This window comes from Sediminibacterium sp. C3 (genome assembly GCF_000508085.1).
Classification (GTDB): Bacteria; Bacteroidota; Bacteroidia; order Chitinophagales; family Chitinophagaceae; genus Sediminibacterium.
Genome location: NZ_KI669560.1, coordinates 1972120 through 1992079, shown reverse-complemented (window position 1 = coordinate 1992079; position 19960 = coordinate 1972120). Strand labels below are relative to the sequence as shown.

Annotated in this window: 17 protein-coding genes; 10 read left to right on the top strand and 7 right to left on the bottom strand. The window is 40.1% G+C overall.

Going from position 1 to position 19960, the window contains the following annotated elements; all coding sequences use genetic code 11:
- The first annotated feature begins 183 nt into the window (after positions 1–183).
- A complete protein-coding gene (locus tag F777_RS0109265) occupies positions 184–1479 on the top strand; it encodes a saccharopine dehydrogenase C-terminal domain-containing protein (protein WP_037369313.1) in 1296 nt (431 codons plus the stop codon).
- Positions 1476–1886 (top strand): EVE domain-containing protein, encoded by a 411-nt coding sequence (locus F777_RS0109260; protein WP_026751797.1) that lies wholly within the window; start codon positions 1476–1478, stop codon positions 1884–1886. The genes F777_RS0109265 and F777_RS0109260 overlap by 4 nt, the downstream gene beginning before the upstream one ends.
- Position 1887: 1 nt before the next feature.
- On the opposite strand, the gene F777_RS0109255 is transcribed toward F777_RS0109260, so the two are convergent.
- Complete coding sequence (locus F777_RS0109255; RefSeq protein ID WP_026751796.1) at positions 1888–3147, bottom strand: nucleoside recognition domain-containing protein; 1260 nt, start codon at positions 3145–3147, stop codon at positions 1888–1890.
- Positions 3148–3229: 82 nt separating this feature from the next.
- Here F777_RS0109255 and ychF point away from each other — a divergent pair, with 82 nt between their 5' ends.
- From ychF to F777_RS16305, 3 genes are read left to right on the top strand one after another with little or no spacing between them, the layout of a single operon-like run.
- Positions 3230–4333: a redox-regulated ATPase YchF gene (gene ychF, locus F777_RS0109250; protein ID WP_026751795.1), complete on the top strand. Its 1104-nt coding sequence runs from the start codon at positions 3230–3232 to the stop codon at positions 4331–4333.
- Position 4334: 1 nt separating this feature from the next.
- Positions 4335–5468, top strand: coding sequence for an NAD(P)/FAD-dependent oxidoreductase (locus tag F777_RS0109245; protein WP_037369312.1), 1134 nt, complete (start codon positions 4335–4337; stop codon positions 5466–5468).
- An 18-nt stretch (positions 5469–5486) separates the two neighbouring features.
- The gene (locus F777_RS16305; RefSeq protein ID WP_037369310.1) at positions 5487–6290 is read left to right on the top strand and encodes a glutaminyl-peptide cyclotransferase; all 804 of its coding nucleotides are present in this window, start codon (positions 5487–5489) and stop codon (positions 6288–6290) included.
- On the opposite strand, the gene F777_RS0109235 is transcribed toward F777_RS16305, so the two are convergent.
- The 4 genes from F777_RS0109235 to F777_RS0109220 are packed head-to-tail and all read right to left on the bottom strand — an operon-like array spanning position 6287 to position 12650.
- Positions 6287–7201, bottom strand: coding sequence for a class I SAM-dependent methyltransferase (locus tag F777_RS0109235; protein ID WP_235785919.1), 915 nt, complete (start codon positions 7199–7201; stop codon positions 6287–6289). The two genes, F777_RS16305 and F777_RS0109235, sit on opposite strands and share 4 nt — an antisense overlap.
- Positions 7201–7788 (bottom strand): hypothetical protein, encoded by a 588-nt coding sequence (locus F777_RS0109230; RefSeq protein WP_026751792.1) that lies wholly within the window; start codon positions 7786–7788, stop codon positions 7201–7203. Before F777_RS0109230 ends, F777_RS0109235 begins: the two co-directional genes overlap by 1 nt.
- Positions 7789–7799: 11 nt before the next feature.
- The gene (locus tag F777_RS0109225; protein ID WP_026751791.1) at positions 7800–9602 is read right to left on the bottom strand and encodes a hypothetical protein; all 1803 of its coding nucleotides are present in this window, start codon (positions 9600–9602) and stop codon (positions 7800–7802) included.
- Positions 9603–9626: 24 nt separating this feature from the next.
- On the bottom strand, positions 9627–12650 hold the full coding sequence (locus tag F777_RS0109220; RefSeq protein WP_026751790.1) for a tetratricopeptide repeat protein: 3024 nt from the start codon (positions 12648–12650) through the stop codon (positions 9627–9629).
- Between the two features lie 153 nt (positions 12651–12803).
- Between F777_RS0109220 and F777_RS0109215 the strand changes: the two genes are divergently transcribed.
- The 4 genes from F777_RS0109215 (at position 12804) to F777_RS16300 (ending at position 17067) form a co-directional block, all read left to right on the top strand.
- On the top strand, positions 12804–13217 hold the full coding sequence (locus F777_RS0109215) for an acyl-CoA thioesterase (protein WP_026751789.1): 414 nt from the start codon (positions 12804–12806) through the stop codon (positions 13215–13217).
- 11 nt (positions 13218–13228) lie between these two features.
- The gene (locus F777_RS0109210) at positions 13229–14485 is read left to right on the top strand and encodes a competence/damage-inducible protein A (protein ID WP_026751788.1); all 1257 of its coding nucleotides are present in this window, start codon (positions 13229–13231) and stop codon (positions 14483–14485) included.
- A 96-nt stretch (positions 14486–14581) separates the two neighbouring features.
- The gene (locus tag F777_RS0109205; RefSeq protein WP_026751787.1) at positions 14582–16345 is read left to right on the top strand and encodes a 2-oxo acid dehydrogenase subunit E2; all 1764 of its coding nucleotides are present in this window, start codon (positions 14582–14584) and stop codon (positions 16343–16345) included.
- Positions 16327–17067 (top strand): DUF2490 domain-containing protein, encoded by a 741-nt coding sequence (locus F777_RS16300; RefSeq protein WP_051408534.1) that lies wholly within the window; start codon positions 16327–16329, stop codon positions 17065–17067. The genes F777_RS0109205 and F777_RS16300 overlap by 19 nt, the downstream gene beginning before the upstream one ends.
- Before the next feature lie 38 nt (positions 17068–17105).
- Here the strand turns inward: F777_RS16300 and F777_RS0109195 are convergent, their stop codons facing one another.
- Both F777_RS0109195 and F777_RS0109190 read right to left on the bottom strand, forming a co-directional pair.
- On the bottom strand, positions 17106–17648 hold the full coding sequence (locus tag F777_RS0109195; RefSeq protein ID WP_026751786.1) for an RsmD family RNA methyltransferase: 543 nt from the start codon (positions 17646–17648) through the stop codon (positions 17106–17108).
- Positions 17645–18487, bottom strand: coding sequence for a DUF3822 family protein (locus tag F777_RS0109190; protein ID WP_026751785.1), 843 nt, complete (start codon positions 18485–18487; stop codon positions 17645–17647). Before F777_RS0109190 ends, F777_RS0109195 begins: the two co-directional genes overlap by 4 nt.
- 92 nt (positions 18488–18579) lie before the next feature.
- On the opposite strand from F777_RS0109190, the gene F777_RS0109185 reads away from it, so the two are divergent.
- Positions 18580–19935, top strand: a complete 1356-nt coding sequence (locus tag F777_RS0109185) for an MATE family efflux transporter (protein ID WP_026751784.1) — start codon at positions 18580–18582, stop codon at positions 19933–19935.
- Positions 19936–19960 lie beyond the last annotated feature (25 nt).

The following is a 19960-nucleotide window of genomic DNA, read 5'->3' as shown; positions in this document are numbered from 1 at the left end:
TTTTCAGACAAAAAAATATTTGGCTGAACGGAGGTCTGCGAAGATAGCTTTTTTAGGCCTTAAAATGGCTTTAAAAGGCTGTTTTTTTGAGGGTTTTATCCACAGGTTACACCCCATATAAATCATTGATTTTCACGCATCGGCGGCAATTGTTCTATCTTTATTTTTTTTAATCTCATTTGCATGCATATTGTTGTATTCGGAGCAGGAAAATCTGCCACGGTTTTAATTGGTTATCTCGGTAGAGTTTGTCAGGAAAAAAACTGGACTTGTACCATTGCAGACAAGGATATAAAAAGTCTGGAACTAAAGATTAGCGGATACCCTTCCCTGAAAGCCAATGGACTCTCCATAGAGAATGAAACGGAAAGGCAGGGGTTGATTAGAACCGCCGATATCGTGATTTCCCTGCTACCACCCGGCCTGCATTTCTGGGTAGCACAAGACTGCGTGGCTTTACAAAAGAACTTACTAACCGCCTCCTATCTGGATGCACAGATTAAAAGCCTGGAACCCGCCATTAAAGAAGCAGGTTTGTTATTTATTGGCGAAATGGGTCTGGATCCCGGCATTGACCATATGAGTGCCATGCAGATTATTGAAGAGATCAAAGAAAAAGGGGGCACTATACATTCCTTTAAATCACATTGCGGCGGGTTGATTGCACCGGAATCGGATAACAATCCCTGGCATTATAAAATCAGTTGGAACCCCAGGAATATTGTTACAGCGGGTAAAGCAGGTGCTGTATATAAAGCAGATGGCAACCCTGTTGAAATTCCTTACGAACAAATTTTTGTGGATTGCGAGCAATTACAAATTCCTGAAGTGGGATCACTGGCTTATTATCCCAACAGAGACTCTTTATCGTATATCCCATTGTATCAGCTGGAACAAGCAGACACTTTTGTAAGAACCACTTTGCGATATGCTTCATTCTGCAAGGGCTGGGAAAAAATGGTGGCAGCTCAATTAACCAGCGATGAAGAAATGATTGAAACCGATGGATTGAGTTATGCCGAATTCTTCAACAGTCATTTGAATAAACACCAGGTAAGTCTGGATACGGCTGAATTACAAGAGCAGTTTAATTTTCTGGGATTGAACAATCCGGCAATGATTAATAAGGGCCAGATCGCTTGCTCACAACTTTTACAGGAAATCCTAGAGGAAAAATGGAAACTGGCACCTGGTGATAAAGACCTGATTGTGATGCTGCATGAATTTGAGTATACACTTAATCAAAAAAAATATGCATTGAATAGTTCTTTGGTGGTTAAAGGAGACGATGAACTGAGAACCGCCATGGCTAAGACTGTTGGTTTGCCTTTGGGCATTGCAGCTGTTTTAATTTTAGAGAACAAAATTCAATTGAAAGGGTTACATATACCAATCGTGAAAGAAATTTACGAACCTGTTCTGGCCGAACTGGCCAAGGAAGGAATTGCATTCAAGGAAACAAAAAAAGAATTGGCATGAGTTTTTGGTTGATTAAGTCTGAACCCTTCAAATATAGCTGGGATCAATTTGTAAAAGACAAGCAGACTTTTTGGGATGGGGTAAGAAATTACCAGGCAAGGAACAATTTAAGGGCCATGAAAAAAGGAGACCTTGCCTTGTGGTATCATAGCAATGAAGGTTTAGAAATTGTAGGTATTGCCAAAGTAGTAACAGAAGCGTATCAGGATCCTACCACAGAAGAAACGGCATGGGTGGTAGTGGATTTTAAACCAGTGAAAAAATTAAAGAAACCCGTTAGCCTTGCAACGGTTAAAGCCGACAAGCGTTTGGCCAATATGGCATTGGTTAAAGCACAGCGATTGTCTGTTCAGCCCGTTACAGATGCGGAATGGGACATCATCATGGAGCTTTCGGAAACAAAGTAGCCTATTTGAAAAATATATAGGCGATACCGATGGCTGCAATCACACCAATTAAATCGGCCAGCATACCGGCCCAGATGGCGTAGCGCACTTTCTTGATACCAACACTACCGAAGTATAAGGCTATAATGTAGAAAGTTGTGTCTGCACTTCCCTGAAAAGTACTGGCCAGTTGTCCAATAAAACTATCGGGGCCATGGGTTTTAAAAATATCGAGCATCAATCCCCTGGCTCCCCCTCCACTGAATGGACGCATAATGGCTACGGGTAAGGCGGGAACAAAATCACCGCTGGTACCCACCGCTGTAAAGCACCAGGTGATGCCGCTGATAATGGCTTCCAGGGCACCGCTCTCTCTGAAAACCCGAATACCCACCAACATCCCAACCAGATATGGGATAACTTTTAAAATTACATCCCAACCTTGTTTGGCTCCTTCAATAAAGGCATCAAACACATTTACTTTTTTCAGGAGTCCACCTATGATGAATGTGCAGATGATCAGGAATAAAATGGTATTGCCTAATACATTGCTAAACGTTTCTTTTGTCAGTAAAGTTGGAACAGGTATATCTTTCTGAGAAGGCAATTGCTGAATAAACCAGGCAAATAAAAAGATGGCCGTGATAATGGTTCCCAGCCAGGCAATCAATACCCGGTCAAATTTCAATCGCTGATAAATCCCGGTTATAAGTATGCTGGCCACCGTTGCCACAGCTGTAGCCAGCATAAGCGGAACAAATACACTGGTGGGGTTGGTACTCCCCGCTCCTGCCCTGTATGCAATGATGGAAAGAGGTATCAGTGTTAATCCACTTGTGTGCAAAACCAGAAACATAATTTGAGCGTTACTGGCTGTTTCTTTTTCCGGATTCAAAGTTTGCAGACTCTCCATGGCTTTTAAACCAAAGGGGGTTGCCGCATTGTCCAGACCCAGCATATTGGCACTGAAATTCATCACCATCTGTCCCATGGCCGGATGCTTATCGGGCACACCAGGGAACAAACGCTTCATAAATGGATTCAGTATTCTGGCAAGAAAATTAATAGCACCTGCTTTTTCACCAATATTCATCAACCCCATAAAAAATACCATCACACCAGTTAATGGCAGGGCAATATCCATAACACTGGATTTACTGGCATCGAATATGCCTTCTACCAATTTTTTGAAAATATCGTAATCCTGAAATACTATCAGCTTAATCAGTGCAATCACAAGACCGATTACAAAAAAAAGTATCCAAACATAATTCAGTGCCATGGGTCTAAGATAGTAAAACTTGCTATTGTAAGACCACCCCTATGAAATCCTTTCCTTACCTTTGCGCCTCAAAATTTGTATAATGGCTTTACAAGCAGGTATCGTAGGTCTTCCAAACGTGGGTAAATCAACCCTTTTTAATGCAGTAAGTATTAGTGCAAAAGCACAGGCAAGCAACTATCGCTTTTGTACCATTGAACCCAATGTAGGTTTGGTGGACGTACCCGATGAACGCCTGTCCAAACTGGCTGAACTGGTAATCCCTAACAGAGTAGTACCCACCCAGATGGAAATTGTGGACATTGCAGGTTTGGTAAAAGGTGCCAGCAAGGGTGAAGGTCTGGGCAATAAGTTCCTGGGCAATATCCGTGAAGTGGATGCCATTATTCATGTGATCCGTTGTTTTGAAGATGAAAACGTACTTCGTGAAGAAGGTGCCATTAACCCTGTTGGCGACAAAGAAATCATTGAGACCGAATTACAGTTGAAGGATTTGGAAAGTGTAGAAAAGAAAATGCAGCGCGTTGAAAAAATGGCACGTGTGGGTTCTGATGCCAAAGCCAAGGCTGAATTTGAAATATTACAGCGTTGTCAGAATCATTTGATGGCCGGGAAAAGCATCCATACATTGGGATTGAGCAAGGAAGAGAAATCAGCGGTTGCCGATTTATTCCTTTTAACCGATAAGCCAGTGTTATATGTAGCCAATGTAGACGAAGCTTCCATGCATACAGGTAACCAATATTCTGAGCAATTAAAAAAAGCTGTGGAGCCGGAAGGCGCTCAGGTAATTATCATGTGCAACAATATTGAAGCTCAGATTGCTGAACTGGAAAATCCAGACGACAAGCAAATGTTCATGGAAGAATACCAGATGAAAGAGCCTGCTTTGAACCGTTTGATTCAGTCTGCCTATAAACTATTGAACCTCGACACATACTTTACAGCGGGTGTGCAGGAAGTTCGTGCCTGGACTATACACAAAGGCTGGAAAGCACCACAGGCTGCAAGTGTAATCCATACCGATTTTGAAAAAGGATTCATCAAGGCGGAAGTAATTGCCTATGAAGATTTTGTTAAATACGGAAGCGAATCTGCCTGCAGAGACAATGGCCGTTTAAGAATTGAAGGGAAAGAGTATATTGTGAAGGACGGCGATATCATGCACTTCCGTTTCAACGTTTAATATGCTTTCATTCTGGGAAAAAGACAGTTATTATGCCCACACCGATGTCATCATCATTGGTGCAGGACTAATGGGTCTTTGGTCAGCATTGGAATTAAAAAGACATAGTCCCTCCCTCTCTGTTACTATTCTGGAAAGAAACCCGACTCCATTAGGGGCATCCACCCGTAATGCCGGATTCGCCTGCTTTGGCAGTCTTACCGAGTTGTTAAGCGATGAAGCCCGGATGGGCACGCAAGCCATGTTGGAAATTCTGGAAGCCAGGTACAAAGGCATACAGAAAATCAAGTCCTACTTTTCTGAAGCAACTATTCAATACGATCCATGTGGAGGATATGAAGCCATTCCCGGTTCACATGCAACGGCTGCGAATCTGGATGATCATATTCACTACTTAAATCAACTGCTCTCACCCATCACCCAATTGGATCAAACTTTTACCAACCAGACCGCGCAGATGCAGCAAATTGGACTGAAAAACTTTGATCATTTGGTGGGGAATGTTTTGGAAGCAGGCATTCACAGTGGCAAATTGGTGAATGCTTTATCAAAGCTGGTGATAGAAAATGGTGTGACAATTCTGTATGGACTGGAAGTAAAAGAATGGCAAAGCAATAATAATGACGTAGAAGTTCGGACGCAAAATGGATTAACCCTGAAAGCTCATCAGTTAATCAGCTGTGTAAATGGTTTCACACAGCAATTGATGCCTTCGCTGAATATTGTTCCCGCCAGAGGTCAAATTATTGTTACCAAGGCATTTGAACACTTACCCATGAAGGGTACTTTTCATTATGATGAAGGTTTCTATTACTGGCGTAATCTGGGTAACCGAATTTTAATTGGAGGTGCCCGTAATCTGTATTTTGAGGGGGAAGAAACCACTGACTTGTCGGGGACAGAAACTATCAGAGCCCATTTGCTGCAATTCCTTCGGGAACATACTGTGACGAATGAACCTATAGAGATTGATCAATATTGGAGTGGCATTATGGGATTCACGCCAACCAAAGAGCCACTGATTGAACAGGTAGCACCCAACACATTTGCAGTTGTTGCCTGCAATGGAATGGGGGTTGCGCTTACACCTGTTATTGCTGAAAAATTAGCAATAATGGTTACGGCGAATGTTTAACTTTAATAAAAATTATAGATGAGAGTTGGATTTTTACTGATATGGTTAGTATTAGGGGCTATCTCCTGCCAAAGCGGAGCAGAATCTGAAACACAGGGCGGAGAAAATATAAATATTGTTCAGGAACCTGCGAATATATCTTACCAGATCATTAAGTTATATCCACACGATACTTCCTCATTTACACAAGGCCTGGAATGGTATAAGGATCAGCTTTGGGAAGGCACGGGAATGGAAATGGAAAGTAAATTATTGCTAACCGATTATACAACGGGCAAAGCCGTTAAGAAAGTAAAGTTGCCCGACAATGAATTTGGGGAAGGCATTACATTTTTTAAAGACAAAATTTATCAGTTAACCTGGCAGGAACACAAAGTGTATCAATACAATGCTAAAACCTTACAAGTAGAAAAAACTTTTGACTGGCCTTATGAAGGCTGGGGGCTTACGCACAATGACACAGCTTTGATTGTTTCTACCGGTGGTAGTAATATTTACTGGGTTGACCCTACGAATTTTAAAATTGTCAAAACACTTGGTATTACTGATAACAACGGCTATGTAGACAGCATCAATGAACTGGAATGGGTGGATGGGTTTTTATATGCCAATAAATACCTTACCGACTATATTCTTAAAATTGATCCTGCAACAGGTCAGGTAGTTGGCAGAATGAATCTGGCTGGAATATTACAACAAACCAATCAACCGGTATCAACCAATACGGATGTATTGAATGGAATTGCTTATAGGCCTTCCACGAAAACTTTTTTTGTTACTGGGAAGAGATGGCCTGCGATGTATGAGATAAAGCTGAATTAATTTTTTTCCATTACATAAATAACGGAACTGCATTTAGCAGCATTACCAAGGGCAGCCCAATCCGATTTAAGTCCCTGTATAAAGGCAGATAAATAATTGATCTTACCGGTTTTGTACTGTTCACTTAACATGGCTACATAAAAAGCATCAAACCACATCGGCTGCATTTTCACCATGCTGAAACCATTTTGATTTGCCAGATGCTGCATAGAAGCAGGTGAAAAATGATACAAGTGTCGCGGTACATCATAGGCAGCCCAGTCTTGCTGATAATGGCGGGCATCAGCAGATGTATAGTTGGGAACTGCAATCACCAACTTCCCTCCTTTAGGCAAACAGGAATAAAAAGCTTTCCAATAACCCTGCAAATCATGCACATGCTCCAACACATGCCACAAGGTTATTACATCAAAACTATTCTCAGTAAACTGATAGAGTTCGTCTGGAAGAGACAATGTCAAACCAAATGTTTCAGCAGCCGTTTTTCTGGCACTCTCATCCGGCTCCAGTGCCGTTACATCCCAGCCTGCTTTTTTCATAGTGGCTGCAAAAGCACCAACCCCTGCCCCAATATCCAATAGTTTGCCCTTTTGTAAACCGGTGAATCGTTTTATTTGTCTGGCTTTTAAACCCAGTGTATAATTTCTTACCAGATGGTACAATTGATTGATGAGACCTTTCTTAGTATTTGAATGAGAGATATAATTGGCAGACTGATAAAAAGCACCAATCTCATGTATGGCAGGAATATCCTGGGTAAATCGAAAGGAACAATCATTGCAATGCCAGATATCAAAGTCCATTTGACTAACCGTATGGTCTTTCGCAGATAAGGCAAAATGGATATTGCCGGAACTACAGGCAGGGCAATGAAAGGAATGAACAGGTTTAAACATAGCTCTTAGTAGCATTAAACATAATAAAACAACAAAGCACCCAAACCTATCATTAATAGTATGACTGCATAAACCCACCAGTTATCGCTGGATTGTATCTGTGTATCCTGACCCAGCAATTCTCTGATATCTTCTTCTTCCTGTTCAGTTAAATTTCTATCTGCATCATGGTTAATTTTAACCACTTCTTTTTTGGCTATCTCTATAGACTCATTCACTTTTACCTGAGGTAAAATGTCCAGCAGATTCTTTTCAGGGGTAAAAAGAATGTATCCGTTTTCTTCTTTTCGCATCATTCCTATACCTGGAATAACGGCACCTTGCGGGGTAGTTAAAGAGGTTTTAATTTTATAAACATAGTCGTGAAATTGCTTGATGGCAGTCATCTGATCTACCCCCATTTCCTCTGAAATAAAGTCGAATAAGAATTTATCTGATGGGGGCGTTGGCTCCTGTTTAAAACGGATTGCCGGTGCGGGTGCAAATAAGAAACCATTGGCATTGTCTAGTTTTGCAGAATTCTGCTCAATTACAAAATTACCTATATCTGGTATGCTTAAACGATGATTCAGAACAAGGTATTTATGCAAATATTGATACATTCAACAGCTGTTTATTGAAACGAATATACAACTCCTCCCAAAACATTGAAACCAAAAACGGAATATTGATTCCAGCGCTGATAAACATTATTGAAAATATTGTTCATTTGAATCCACGCATTCAACTTTGGCAATACCCCGAATTCAATACCCAAATTCAAATCTGCTGCCGGCGAGAGGCGTTTGGATGCCAATGAAAAATTGTCTCTGTAAAGGGATCCATTTCTATAAAATATTTCCGATTTAATCTGCAAATCGCTCAGGGGCTTCCAGATAACTGCACCTGTTAGCTCCAGCGGAATCAACCCAAAAGCATCTGTAGTTGCACTGATTTTACTGAAATGATTGTATTGTGCTCCCGTAGTGAAAGTTAGTTTTTCCTGAACTGCATAATTCAATTCACCTGCCAGTTGAAATACATTCATATTGGAATAAATTATATCAAAGGATTTACCATCTCCCAGCTGATTAACAAATAAAGGCTGATCCCTTAACTGGCGGTAGGCCAATCGGGCATTGTAAGAAAAATGATTCCCTGAATTTCCTTTAAATCCGATGAATTGCTCAATCATCCGGGTATTTTTAATGGCATTGGGTAGCGCAATCCAGGGATTGAATTTTGCCAATGACCGGAAACTATTCTTGCTAAAACTCCCCTGGAAACCAGCTTCCAGTTGCAGAGAAGTACCGGAGAGTTTAGTTTGTAGGATTAGATTGGGTAACAAATTAAAAGCCGAATTATCCCAGCTGGGTCTGATTCCTGCTTCCAGATTAAATGCATTGGAACGATACTTAAGGGATGGGGCCAAAACCATTAGATTGTTTTTCCATGCATTCACATTGGTTTTGTAATTCGCAAGGTCGGCCTGAAAAGCTAATTGCAGGGCAAATTGACTGGTCAACTCTTTTTGAACGGGTGCATTCAGTATCAGATTGTTTTCTCCTGCATTGTCCGCATTGGTAAAGCGATTGAACTGTACTACCGGATTAAAATTAATTTTTGAGGCAGTTGGAGCACTGTTTTTTAACCCTACTTCAAGTAGTAGTGTATTATAAACCAGCTGTAACTGATCTTTTGGATAAGTTAGCGAACTAGGTAAAAAACCATATCTGTATCTTGTATTGCTATTGAAACTTGCTCTGGAAGTCCATTCCAGATTCTGTTTCGAGGTAAAATGGTTCAATACATCTAAATTGAACTTGCTGTATTGCTGTGCGTATAATTTGCCCTGAGAACGAATATAGCCTGCTTCAATTTGAGTAACAGAATTGCGAATATCTCCAAAATTGAATTTACCTTCTCCCATGAATGTGTTTAAATTACCCGCACCCAGTTTTACCTGATGAGAATTTTTCCAAACCATTGGTGAATCGCTGGGCAAAGCCAATGGCTTTAAAGGAATGGGTTGGTACAGGAAAAACAAATTGGATGAGGGCACTTTATAGGTTAAAGGCAACCTTGTAGAATCATTAATGCCTGTGGCAGCCGTAAAATTTATTTTTGCTGCATTTTGCAAGGAAGGCTTAAATGCAGAGGTAATAATTACGGTTTTGGTTGAACTGCTATCTTGGCTACTCGGAACTGTATAAGAAACAGAAAGACTTTCACCTTTTGTATTCTGCGTTTGTGTAGTTTTTTGTTTAGCAGTATTTTTTCCGGAAGCTACTGATTTCTTTTTCTTGCGAGTTGCAGCTGATTTTTTAGTGGTTGCCGTTTTTTTAGCTTTCACAGTTTTTTTCTTTCGCTGCGCAGTTGCATCGGTTGTAAACCCAATTAGCAGCAAGACAATTAGAAAAATGGAACTTGGTTTCATGACAAATAATTTATTCTGTGCTACTTAATTGTTTTTTGATTTTTCAGTAAGAACAGCGTTTAACTTGTTTGCTGCTTCCGTTTTCAGTTCAGGTATGATAGAATTCTCAGCAATGCTCTTAAATGTTGCTTCCGCGTTAAAAAAATCTTTTTGGGTAAAATAGATATCACCAGCCAGCAAATAACTTCTGGTAACCCAATAGGTATAGGAGCCATATTTTTTTATTACTTCAAAACAAGTCTTCTCCGATTCATCCAGCTTGCCCGTTAAGAACTGAATCTCGGCAATCCTGAATTGAGACTCTGCAGTAATTTCAGATTTACCCAAAGAAAGTAGATTCTGGAACCTGGCTAATGCAGAAGGATATTTCTTATCGTTAAAGTCGTTTTTCGCAATTACAAAACCCGCCATCAAACGGTCATCATTGGCAATTCCTTTTTGCAATAAAAGTTCAGCAGCGTTAGGTGCAGCCTGAGCAAACTGTTGTGTTTTAAACTGACAACGCAACAGGCCGCGCATCGCTTCCAGTTTGTTCTCCTGCTGTAATGCAATGTTTTTTACTATGGAATAATAAATGGCAGCATTATTAAAATCCTGCAAATCGAAATAGTAAATTCTTCCTGCCTGTAATGCACTTCTTTCTGCATATTTATTAGGGGCTTCCTGTGCAACCGCTATATAATACCCCAATGCTTCCCTGTTCTTTTTCTGTAATAAATTAATTTCAGCTAAAAAATAATTGGCTTCCACAGCATACCTGCCTTTGGGAAAACTTTGAATATAATTTTTAAAACCAGATTCTGCTCCTGCATTGTCCTTCATTTCAAAACGAATCATCGCAGATTTATAAGTAACTGAATCTGCTTCTATGGCGCTTAATTCCTTTCCATTAGCTTCCATAAAGCTGATGTATTCCTGCGGCTTTTGTTGTTCCACAAAAATATTACGAATGTATTCTACAGAAGCTTCCGCTTCTGGACTATTCGGATATTTTGAAATCAGTAGTTTAAACTGATCTAAAGAAGCTTCATTCTTATTCAGGTTAAAATAGGCAATACCCAATTTTTGATATGCCTGCGGATACAAAGCTGCCGCTCCTTGCTGACTAACTAATGTAATCAGTGGATCAATTGCTTTTTCAAAAGCTTCATCCGCAATATAGGTATTGGCAATTTCCAGTCTTGCCTGACCTGTTAAACTGGAATTTGGGTACAATTGCAAGAGATTCTGTAATAGTTCCAGCTTTAAAGTCTGATTATTAGCAGCACCTGCAATAATGGCTTTTTGATAAGTGGCATAATCCGCAGCAGACCAATTCAATTGAATAATCTGATCGTATAATTGAAGCGCTGGCTTATTTTCTTTTAACATAAAGAAACAATCTGCAGCCCTTACTACCGCATCTCTGTCTATATGATTCTGAGCAGTAAAAGGATTCTTATTTACCCATTCAAATTGTTCTTTTGCCAGTTTGTATTGTTCTTTTTTTAAGAAAGCATACCCCAAATTGTATCTGGCATTGGTTGAATTTACTTCACCATTTTTCTGTGGGGCTTTAAGATACTGCTGTAAATAATTGATGGCGTCATCCATCTTACCGGAACGATAACTCAACTCCCCTTTCCAGAATAATGCATAAGGAAGAAAATTGCTGTTACCAGAAGCCGACATTAATCGGTCTAGTAATCCTTCGGCTTCATTGGCACGTTGATCATTCATTAGTTCTACCGCCCTTCCATATAACAAACGGGGTAATAATGCAGTAGCCGAAGCTGTTTTATTAGGTAACGACTCGTAAAGTTGCAATGCGTCTTTATAATTGCTTGTATTGGCCAGCGTACTCACCAATAATTCCCTGGATTCACTCACATATCCTGAATTGGGAAACTGACTGATGAATTGCTGAAAACTGCTAACAGCTATATCAAAATAGCCCAGTTCGTAGGAAATTTTTGCATAATGAAACAGAGATACTTCCTTTTGAGATAAGTTACTGTTATTGGCAGCACAGAACTGAAAAGCATTTCTGGCATTCTGCAGGTCATTCATTTTTAAATATGCATCAGCCAGTAAATACATGCTGTTTTGCTCCAGGGAATCCTTGGCTCCTCCAATCTGCTTAAACCCCTGAATGGCTTTATTCCAGTTTTTAGCTTCATAATAACAATAAGACAATTCATATAAATCCTCTCTTCTGATTTTTTCAGCTCCGGCCGCATAGGCTTCCAGGTAAGGTAATGCCCTTGAAAATTCACGTTTCTGAAAAAGCAGATGTCCAACCAATTGCTTTAACTGTAAATCGTAATACTGACCATTCTTTTTGATGGCACTTTCCCCATAGGAAAGTGCTTTATCTCTGTCGCCACTGAAATAATACAACTCGGTTAAATAAAAAGGAATAACATGCTGGTAATCGGGATGCGATTCAGCAATTAACAAACACTCGATGGCCTGACTGTATTCTTTATTACTGAAAGCCAGGAAACCATAATAATAATTAGCATCAATATAGTTGGGGTCCTTGGGAAGTTGTCTGATGGCATTGAACAAGGGTCTGGCTTTTTCAAAATCCTGCTGCACAAAAAATGCATAGGCCTGATGAAATTTCATATTGGCAATTTGCCTGTTGCTAAGGTTGGCAATTCCTACCTTAGCAAAACTGGCAGAAGCGTTAACATAGTCTTTTTTCTGATAATAATATTCTCCCAAATAATAAGCCGTCAATTGCTTGTAAGTTGGATGATTACTGGTCTTCAAATAGTCTTCTGCCTGCTTCACCATTTCGGACAAACCCATTTGCAGTCCACAGGAGATATACAAAAACTGTACTTCTTCCTTCTGTTGCTGCGGCATATTCGTTTCAGTCAAGCCTGTGTGGAATACATGATTTATATAAGGAAAAGCTAAACTATATTTTTCCTGTTGATACAATAGTCGGGCCTGCTTTACTGCTGCATCAGGATCATTGAGCAACAATGTTTCCTGTGCATTGGCAATTGAAAAAAGGGCAGTGAAACCTATAATCAGTGAAATGGAAAATGTTTTCATGAAAGGGGGTATATGGTGCAAAGGTTTTTTTATTTATTCGTATTTACCTGTAAAACATTGTTAAAGATAAGTTTAGCAATTATTATGCCTGATTAAACCTTGTATTTGTGGAAAAACAGGATAAGGTTGTAAGTTTGTCAACAAAACAGAAGGATGTACGAACATATTACTACCGTAAGGGTTAGGTATGCAGAAACAGATCAGATGAATATTGTTTATTACGGTAATTATGCACAGTATTTTGAAGTCGGCAGAGCAGAATGTATAAGAGCACTGGGTTTTACCTACAAAAAAATGGAAGAAATGGGTGTTAGAATGCCGGTTGTTGCCATGGAATCCAGATTTCTAAGGCCCGCCCGTTACGACGACTTAATCACCATTAAGACCCTATTAAGAACCCTTCCGGAAGCACACGAAATCTGTTTTGAACACGAAGTTTACAACGAGAACAAGAAATTATTAACCACAGGAAAAGTCACCCTCTATTTCATAGACAATGCTACCAACAAGCGTACAGGTATGCCTGCTGATTTAAAAGAGACACTTGCCCCCTATTTCCCCCAATAAGACCGATTAGCATGGAAAAAAAATTTGCAGGCATAATAACCATCGGCGATGAATTGCTGATTGGACAGGTAATTGATACCAATAGTAGCTGGATGGCCCAGCAATTAAATCAGGCTGGAATTTTGGTCAATAGCAGAATGGCTGTTGGAGATAACCGCGAAGCCATCTGGAAAGCACTGGACAGCATGATTGAAGAAAACGATCTGGTATTAATTACAGGAGGCTTGGGTCCAACGGCCGACGATATTACAAAGCCCCTGCTTTGTGATTATTTTGGAGGCAAAATGACGATGCATCAGGAAACCCTGGATCATGTAACAAATATATTCGAGCATATCCTGAAGCGTCCAATGATAGAGCGAAACACTTTACAGGCCATGGTTCCGGATGTTTGCACTGTATTAAAAAATGAAAAAGGAACAGCTCCCGGAATGTTATTTGAAAAAAATAACACAAGAATTATTGCCATGCCAGGCGTGCCCCATGAAATGAAATGGATCATGCTGAATCATGTACTGCCCAATATACCGGAATGGTATAACACAGGATATATTGTACATAAAACACTACTTACTGCTGGCATTGGAGAATCCTTCCTTGCAGAGAAAATAAAAGACATAGAAGAAAGCCTGCCCGAATATATAAAGCTGGCCTACTTGCCCAATTATGGGATGGTCAGACTTAGGTTAAGTGCCTGGGGAAGCGATAAAATTGCTTTAGAAAAAGATTTAGATAATTATTTTAATCAATTGAAAACCAAGGCAAGTCTTTATCTGGTTACTGATCAGGACGAAACCATGGAGCAGGTAATAGGTCGATTGTTAACTTCCCGAAATCAAACCCTGGCAACTGCAGAAAGCTGTACAGGGGGATATATTGCGCATCTACTAAGTAAACACGCAGGGTCATCCGTATTCTTTAAAGGTTCCATAGTTGCTTACGCTAATATTATCAAGGAAGAATTGCTGGATGTGCCGCATGAAACCCTAATAACCGTGGGCGCTGTAAGCAAGGAAACCGTTACACAAATGGTTCAGGAAGTAAGGGTAAAAATGAACTCCGATTATGCAATAGCCGTAAGCGGTATTATGGGCCCTGGCGGTGCTACAGCAGAAAAGCCGGTGGGTATGGTTTGGATTGCCGTTGCCTCTAAAGCAAGCACCGTTGTAAAAGAATTTCACTTTAGATTTGACAGGGAAAGAAATATTGGCCTTACTGCCATCAATGCCCTGAATCTATTACGACAAATGATTGTGGATAACAGGTGATAAAAGAATGGGAATCAACTATTATCTTTGTTGATTAGTAGTGGATTGTGTATATTAACTATACCTTATTAACCCGCTTAAAAACAGTAGTACAATATGGCAATAGCTGAATTGGTGATGCCCAAATTGGGCGAAAGCATTATGGAAGCGACAATTCTTAAATGGCATAAGAAAGTTGGCGACCATGTTAAATTAGATGAAACCGTATTGGACATTGCTACTGATAAGGTTGATAGCGAAGTTCCCTCTACAGTTGAAGGTGTTATCACGGAAATTTTATACAACGTAAATGACGTAGTTCCAATAGGAACCGTGATTGTGCGCGTTGAAACTGGCGCTGCACAAGCAGCTGCACCTGCAGCACCAGTGGTTGCCCCAGTAGTTCCTGAACCAGCGCCTGTTGTAGTGGCTCCAGCCCCTGCACCACAGCCAGTTGCGGCCCCTGTTCCACAACCTGTTGCACCACCTTCTCCTGTTCAGGCACCTCCTCCGGTTGCAGAAGTACCTTATACTCCTTCTGCCCCAATGGTAGAATTATTAAGCAAACCTGCATCCAACCGTTTCTATTCACCCCTGGTATTGAATATTGCCAATAGCGAAGGAATCAGCTTGAGTGAATTAGAGCGAATTCCTGGGACCGGAAGCGATGGACGTGTTTCTAAAAAAGATATTTTACAATATATCGCAGATAAAAAAGCCGGACGTGTACCTGCATTCCAGGCAGCTGCACCAGTTTACCAGTCTGCAACCGCACCAGCTCCTGTTCAACAAATGGCTGCTCCTGCAACTGCACCCGTTCCGGTTGCACCAGTGGCAACGCCTGCACCTGCAGCAGCTCCAATCCCGGCACCGGCACCTGTTGCCCCTAGTGTACCAGAAACACCGGCATACCAGGAGCCAATTGTTCCTGTTGTTCCGGCACCTCAGCCTACACATGCACCTCAACCCGTTGTAGCAGCACCACCAGCTCCACAGCCAGTGGTTGCTCAAACCGTTGCACAAGAACCTATTAAACCAGCTTCCAGATTCCCTGAACAACAAGCGGCAGTTTACAGTGCACCCGTTCCTCCTGCGCCTCAGGCTGTATATGCAACTGCTTCTAATAAAGTAAGTGACCCATCAGGGGTTCAGGTATCAGGAGCTACTGAAATTATTGAAATGGACCGTATGCGCAAGTTGATTGCCAAGCATATGGTTGATAGTAAACATACCAGCCCGCATGTTACCAGCTTTGCTGAAGCCGATGTTACCAATATGGTAATGTGGAGAAACAAAGTGAAGAATGAGTTTGAACAAAGAGAGGGCACCAAACTTACATTCACACCAATGTTTGTTGAGTGTATAGCCAATGTTATCAAGCGCTTCCCTTATATCAACTGTTCTTTGGACGGAGATAAAATCATTGTAAAGAAAGACATCAATATTGGTATGGCTACTGCCTTACCTACAGGAAACTTAATTGTTCCTGTTATTAAAGGGGCAGATCAAATGAATATTGTAGGGTTGAGCAAGGCCGTTAACGGTTTGGCAGATGCTGCCAGAAATGCGAAGCTTAAGCCAGAAGACACAACGGGAGGAACTTTCACTTTAACCAATGTAGGAACTTTTGGTAGCCTGATGGGTACACCAATCATCAACCAACCTCAAGTTGCTATTTTAGCAGTGGGTGCCATCAAAAAACGCCCCATGGTTATGGAAGGACCTGAAGGAGATACTATTGCCATCAGGCATATGATGTACCTCTCTCTTAGCTACGATCACCGAATTGTAGATGGTAGCATCGGAGCAAGCTTCCTTACTGAAGTTGCCAAAGAATTTGAAAAATGGGATATCAATAAGAGATGGTTTCATTACCTATAAAATTGAAAAAAGCCCTGATTCTGATCGGGGCTTTTTTATACTACGGAATCAAGGTACAATCCCAAACTCCTGGTACAGGAACCTGGAATGTACTCACAGGCAGATTTAATATCAATGAGCGCTGGCATGTATTTACTGAATTACAGTTGCGTTCCCAACAAACCTATTACCACTTTAATTATCATGAAGTAAAAGGGGGGATCGGATATAATTTTCTTCCCAATCTTTCGGGCTTAATTGGTACAGGCAGGTATGTTACCTATCCGGTTAATGTAGAATTTGGGAGACCAATTTTAGTATCGGAACAAAGAGTTTGGCAGCAATTGATTTATAACCAAAAATTGAATGGAATCCGACTTGAGCACCGACTAAGAGCAGAACAACGCTATACAACTGCAGGTTACAGGAATCGATTCAGGTACAGGATTAACGCTATTATACCCATTAATAAAAAGCAATTTGGAGACAATACATTATTCATGTCAGCCTCCAATGAATTTCACTTTAATAATGAAAATGTTTTTTATGAGCAGAATCGGTTTTACTTAGGTGCAGGATATCAATTCAATAAGAACTGGAGCATGCAAATGGGATGGATTTATCGGGCAGATTATTTTAACAACCATCGGGCCCAATACAAAAACTTCATACAAACCAGTCTTCAATTTATACTTAATCCAAAAAAAGGAAATGCCCCACGTGTGGTTGGATCAGTGGATTAATTAGCATCAAAGGCTGTTTGGAATTCAATAAAGTTGGGTTAATCAACCGCAACAAAAAAAGAAAAAAGCGTTGTTCCATAATTGCGCACGAAAGAAAATCCATCAAATTTTTCGTAAGCATTTCTTGGAGTATGCTCCAATACAAAGAAACCTCCGGGCTTGATTAGCTTTTGTTTTACAATCAATTTAGGCAATTCATCAATGGTTCCCAAGGCATAGGGAGGACCTGCAAAAATAAAATCAAACTGTTTATTACAGGATTGCAGAAAGGCAAAAACATCCATTTTCAACAATTGAAGGTTTTCCATCCCCAGCATTGCGGCATTCTTTCCAATGAATGCATGCATTACCGGATCCTTCTCTACAATGGTTAGTTTTTCTGCACCACGGGAAGCCAGTTCGTAACTTATGCAGCCAGTACCTCCAAATAAATCAAGGGTTTCAATTCCCTCAAAACTCATCCTGTTCTGTAAAATATTAAAGAGTCCTTCTTTGGCAATATCAGTGGTGGGTCTGGTATGTGGCATGTTGGCCGGAGGATTGATTCTTCTCCCACCCCATTTTCCAGAAATGATTCTCATATAGCGAGTTTAAAAAACGGAGCAAAATAATGAGCAGGGTATTCTTTCTGAACTTCTTGCATCACACCACTTGCCGGAATGGTATCAATTTCAATATTCGAATACACTTTTTTCAATTGCTGATACAATTCGGTATGTAAATCAATCATACCACTTAATTCAAGAATCGCAAAAGAAGTATCAATATTGAACTGCTGGGCAGTTCTCAGAATATAGTATAAAGCGTCTTCTGCAATTTTATAATTGAAAGTCTGAATCAGTTGAATTTTACCTTCTTTAAAAATGGCAATGATGAAGTGACCATTGTAAAACTGCAGCTTTACAAATTGCTCCTCCCCTTTTCTGCGTTCCATCACATCGTTTAGCAAAGAAGTATACACATGGGAAGTCTGAAATATGATGAACTGTCTGGTCAATAGCTCTGCAAGCGATTTTTTAATCCGGTAAGTATTAATAAAACTGCGGGTGGCTATTAATTTTTCATATTTTACTTCCATTCTACTGCTTTCGCCATATACCAGATTCAGGTAATCTTCAGCAGAAGTTGCCGTTAAAAATTTTTCTGGAACCAGAATGGATTCTGGAGTGCAGAAAAAACAAGTAACTTGTTTGTACGTTTTGTTGAATAGTTTTGAAATGGTTTTAATCTCATAGAAAATGTCGTTCCAGTCTTCTGTTTGATCCTTATCCAGACTAAAGTATTCAAAAGCAACGATGGTGCCATTATCCAAAGCTTTAGACATGCATCTCATTTCCTGTTCATCTAATTCAATGATGAGCTGAAAAGCTGAGCCACTTATGGGGTCATTCTGATAAAATCCTGCTTTTTTCCTGGCCATTCAACTTAATTACGCTGCAATAATATATAAAAAAGCAATAAGACGGAACTAAGAAATTATGCGCTTTCAATTTACTAACTTTGCCAACTTCCATGAGCAATCATTCTAGTTTAAATCTTCAGGTAAATACAGGAAACAAAGCCATTTTAAAGATTGCGCTTCCAATCTCTGCATCCATTGTTGTTCCTCAGATCAATTTTATTACCAATAATATTTTTCTGGGTGGATTGGGTCAGAAAGAACTGGGTATTGCAGGCATTACCGGTGTTTATTATCTGATGTTTGCGGTTATTGGCAATGGTCTGAATAGCGGACTACAGGCATTAATTTCAAGAAGAGCTGGCGAAAACAGAATTGATGAAATCGGGGCTTTATTTTGGCATGGGGTTAGAATTGCGATGTTCTTTGCACTATTTGGAATTCTAACCACCTGGTTTGTAGCACCCATGGTTTTGAAATGGTCATTACATGATGAAGAAGGTGTAAATATGGCCATTCAGTTTTTATCTATCCGAATCTGGGGTTTACCACTTCTTTATATTTATCAGATGCGGAATGCTTTACTGGTGGGTATTAATCAAAGTAAGTTACTGGTATTGGGTACTGCAGCTGAAGCCATTGTGAATATTGTTTTTGATTATGGCCTTATCTATGGAAAATTGGGAATGCCTGCTTTGGGATTCAATGGTGCAGCCTATGCTTCCATCATTGCTGAAGCAGCCGGATTATTGGCCGTATTTCTAGTGATCCGCTTTAACGGAATGAGCAAAAAAATCAATCTATTTAAAAAAGTTCCCTTTCAGTTTACCTATATAAAATTAATCCTGAACCAGTCTTATCCACTGATATTGCAGCATGTGATCAGTATTATGAGCTGGGAATATTTTTATATTCTGATTGAACACCATGGTGCCAGAGACCTGGCTGTTTCCAATACCATGCGTAATCTGTTTGGATTCTTCGGATGCTTTACCTGGGCATTTGCAGCTACGACCAATACCATGGTAAGCAATGTAATTGGTCAGGGACGAAAAGAGGAAGTAATTCCTTTGATATACCGGATATTGAAATGGAGCATGGGATTTGCAACCATTATTTTTATTTTCCTGAATCTCTTCCCTACTGCTTTTCTCAGTATTTACGGACAGGGAGATGATTTTATTGAAGCTGGTATTCCTGTACTTAGGATTGTATCTGTTGCCATGATCATCATGTCTGCCGCAACTATTTATGTAAATGCGGTTACGGGTACCGGAAATTCAAAAATGAATTTATTTACCGAGATGGCTACCATTATCTTCTATCTCGTGTACGTATATATTGTTCTTGAAAAAATGAACCTGCCCATCACATGGGGATGGGCAAGCGAATGGTTGTATTGGTCTGTTATGTTTATTCCCTCGTTCTGGTATATTTCAAGTAAACGATGGAAAAAAATTAAGATCTAACAACATAGATCATCTGTAATTTTTG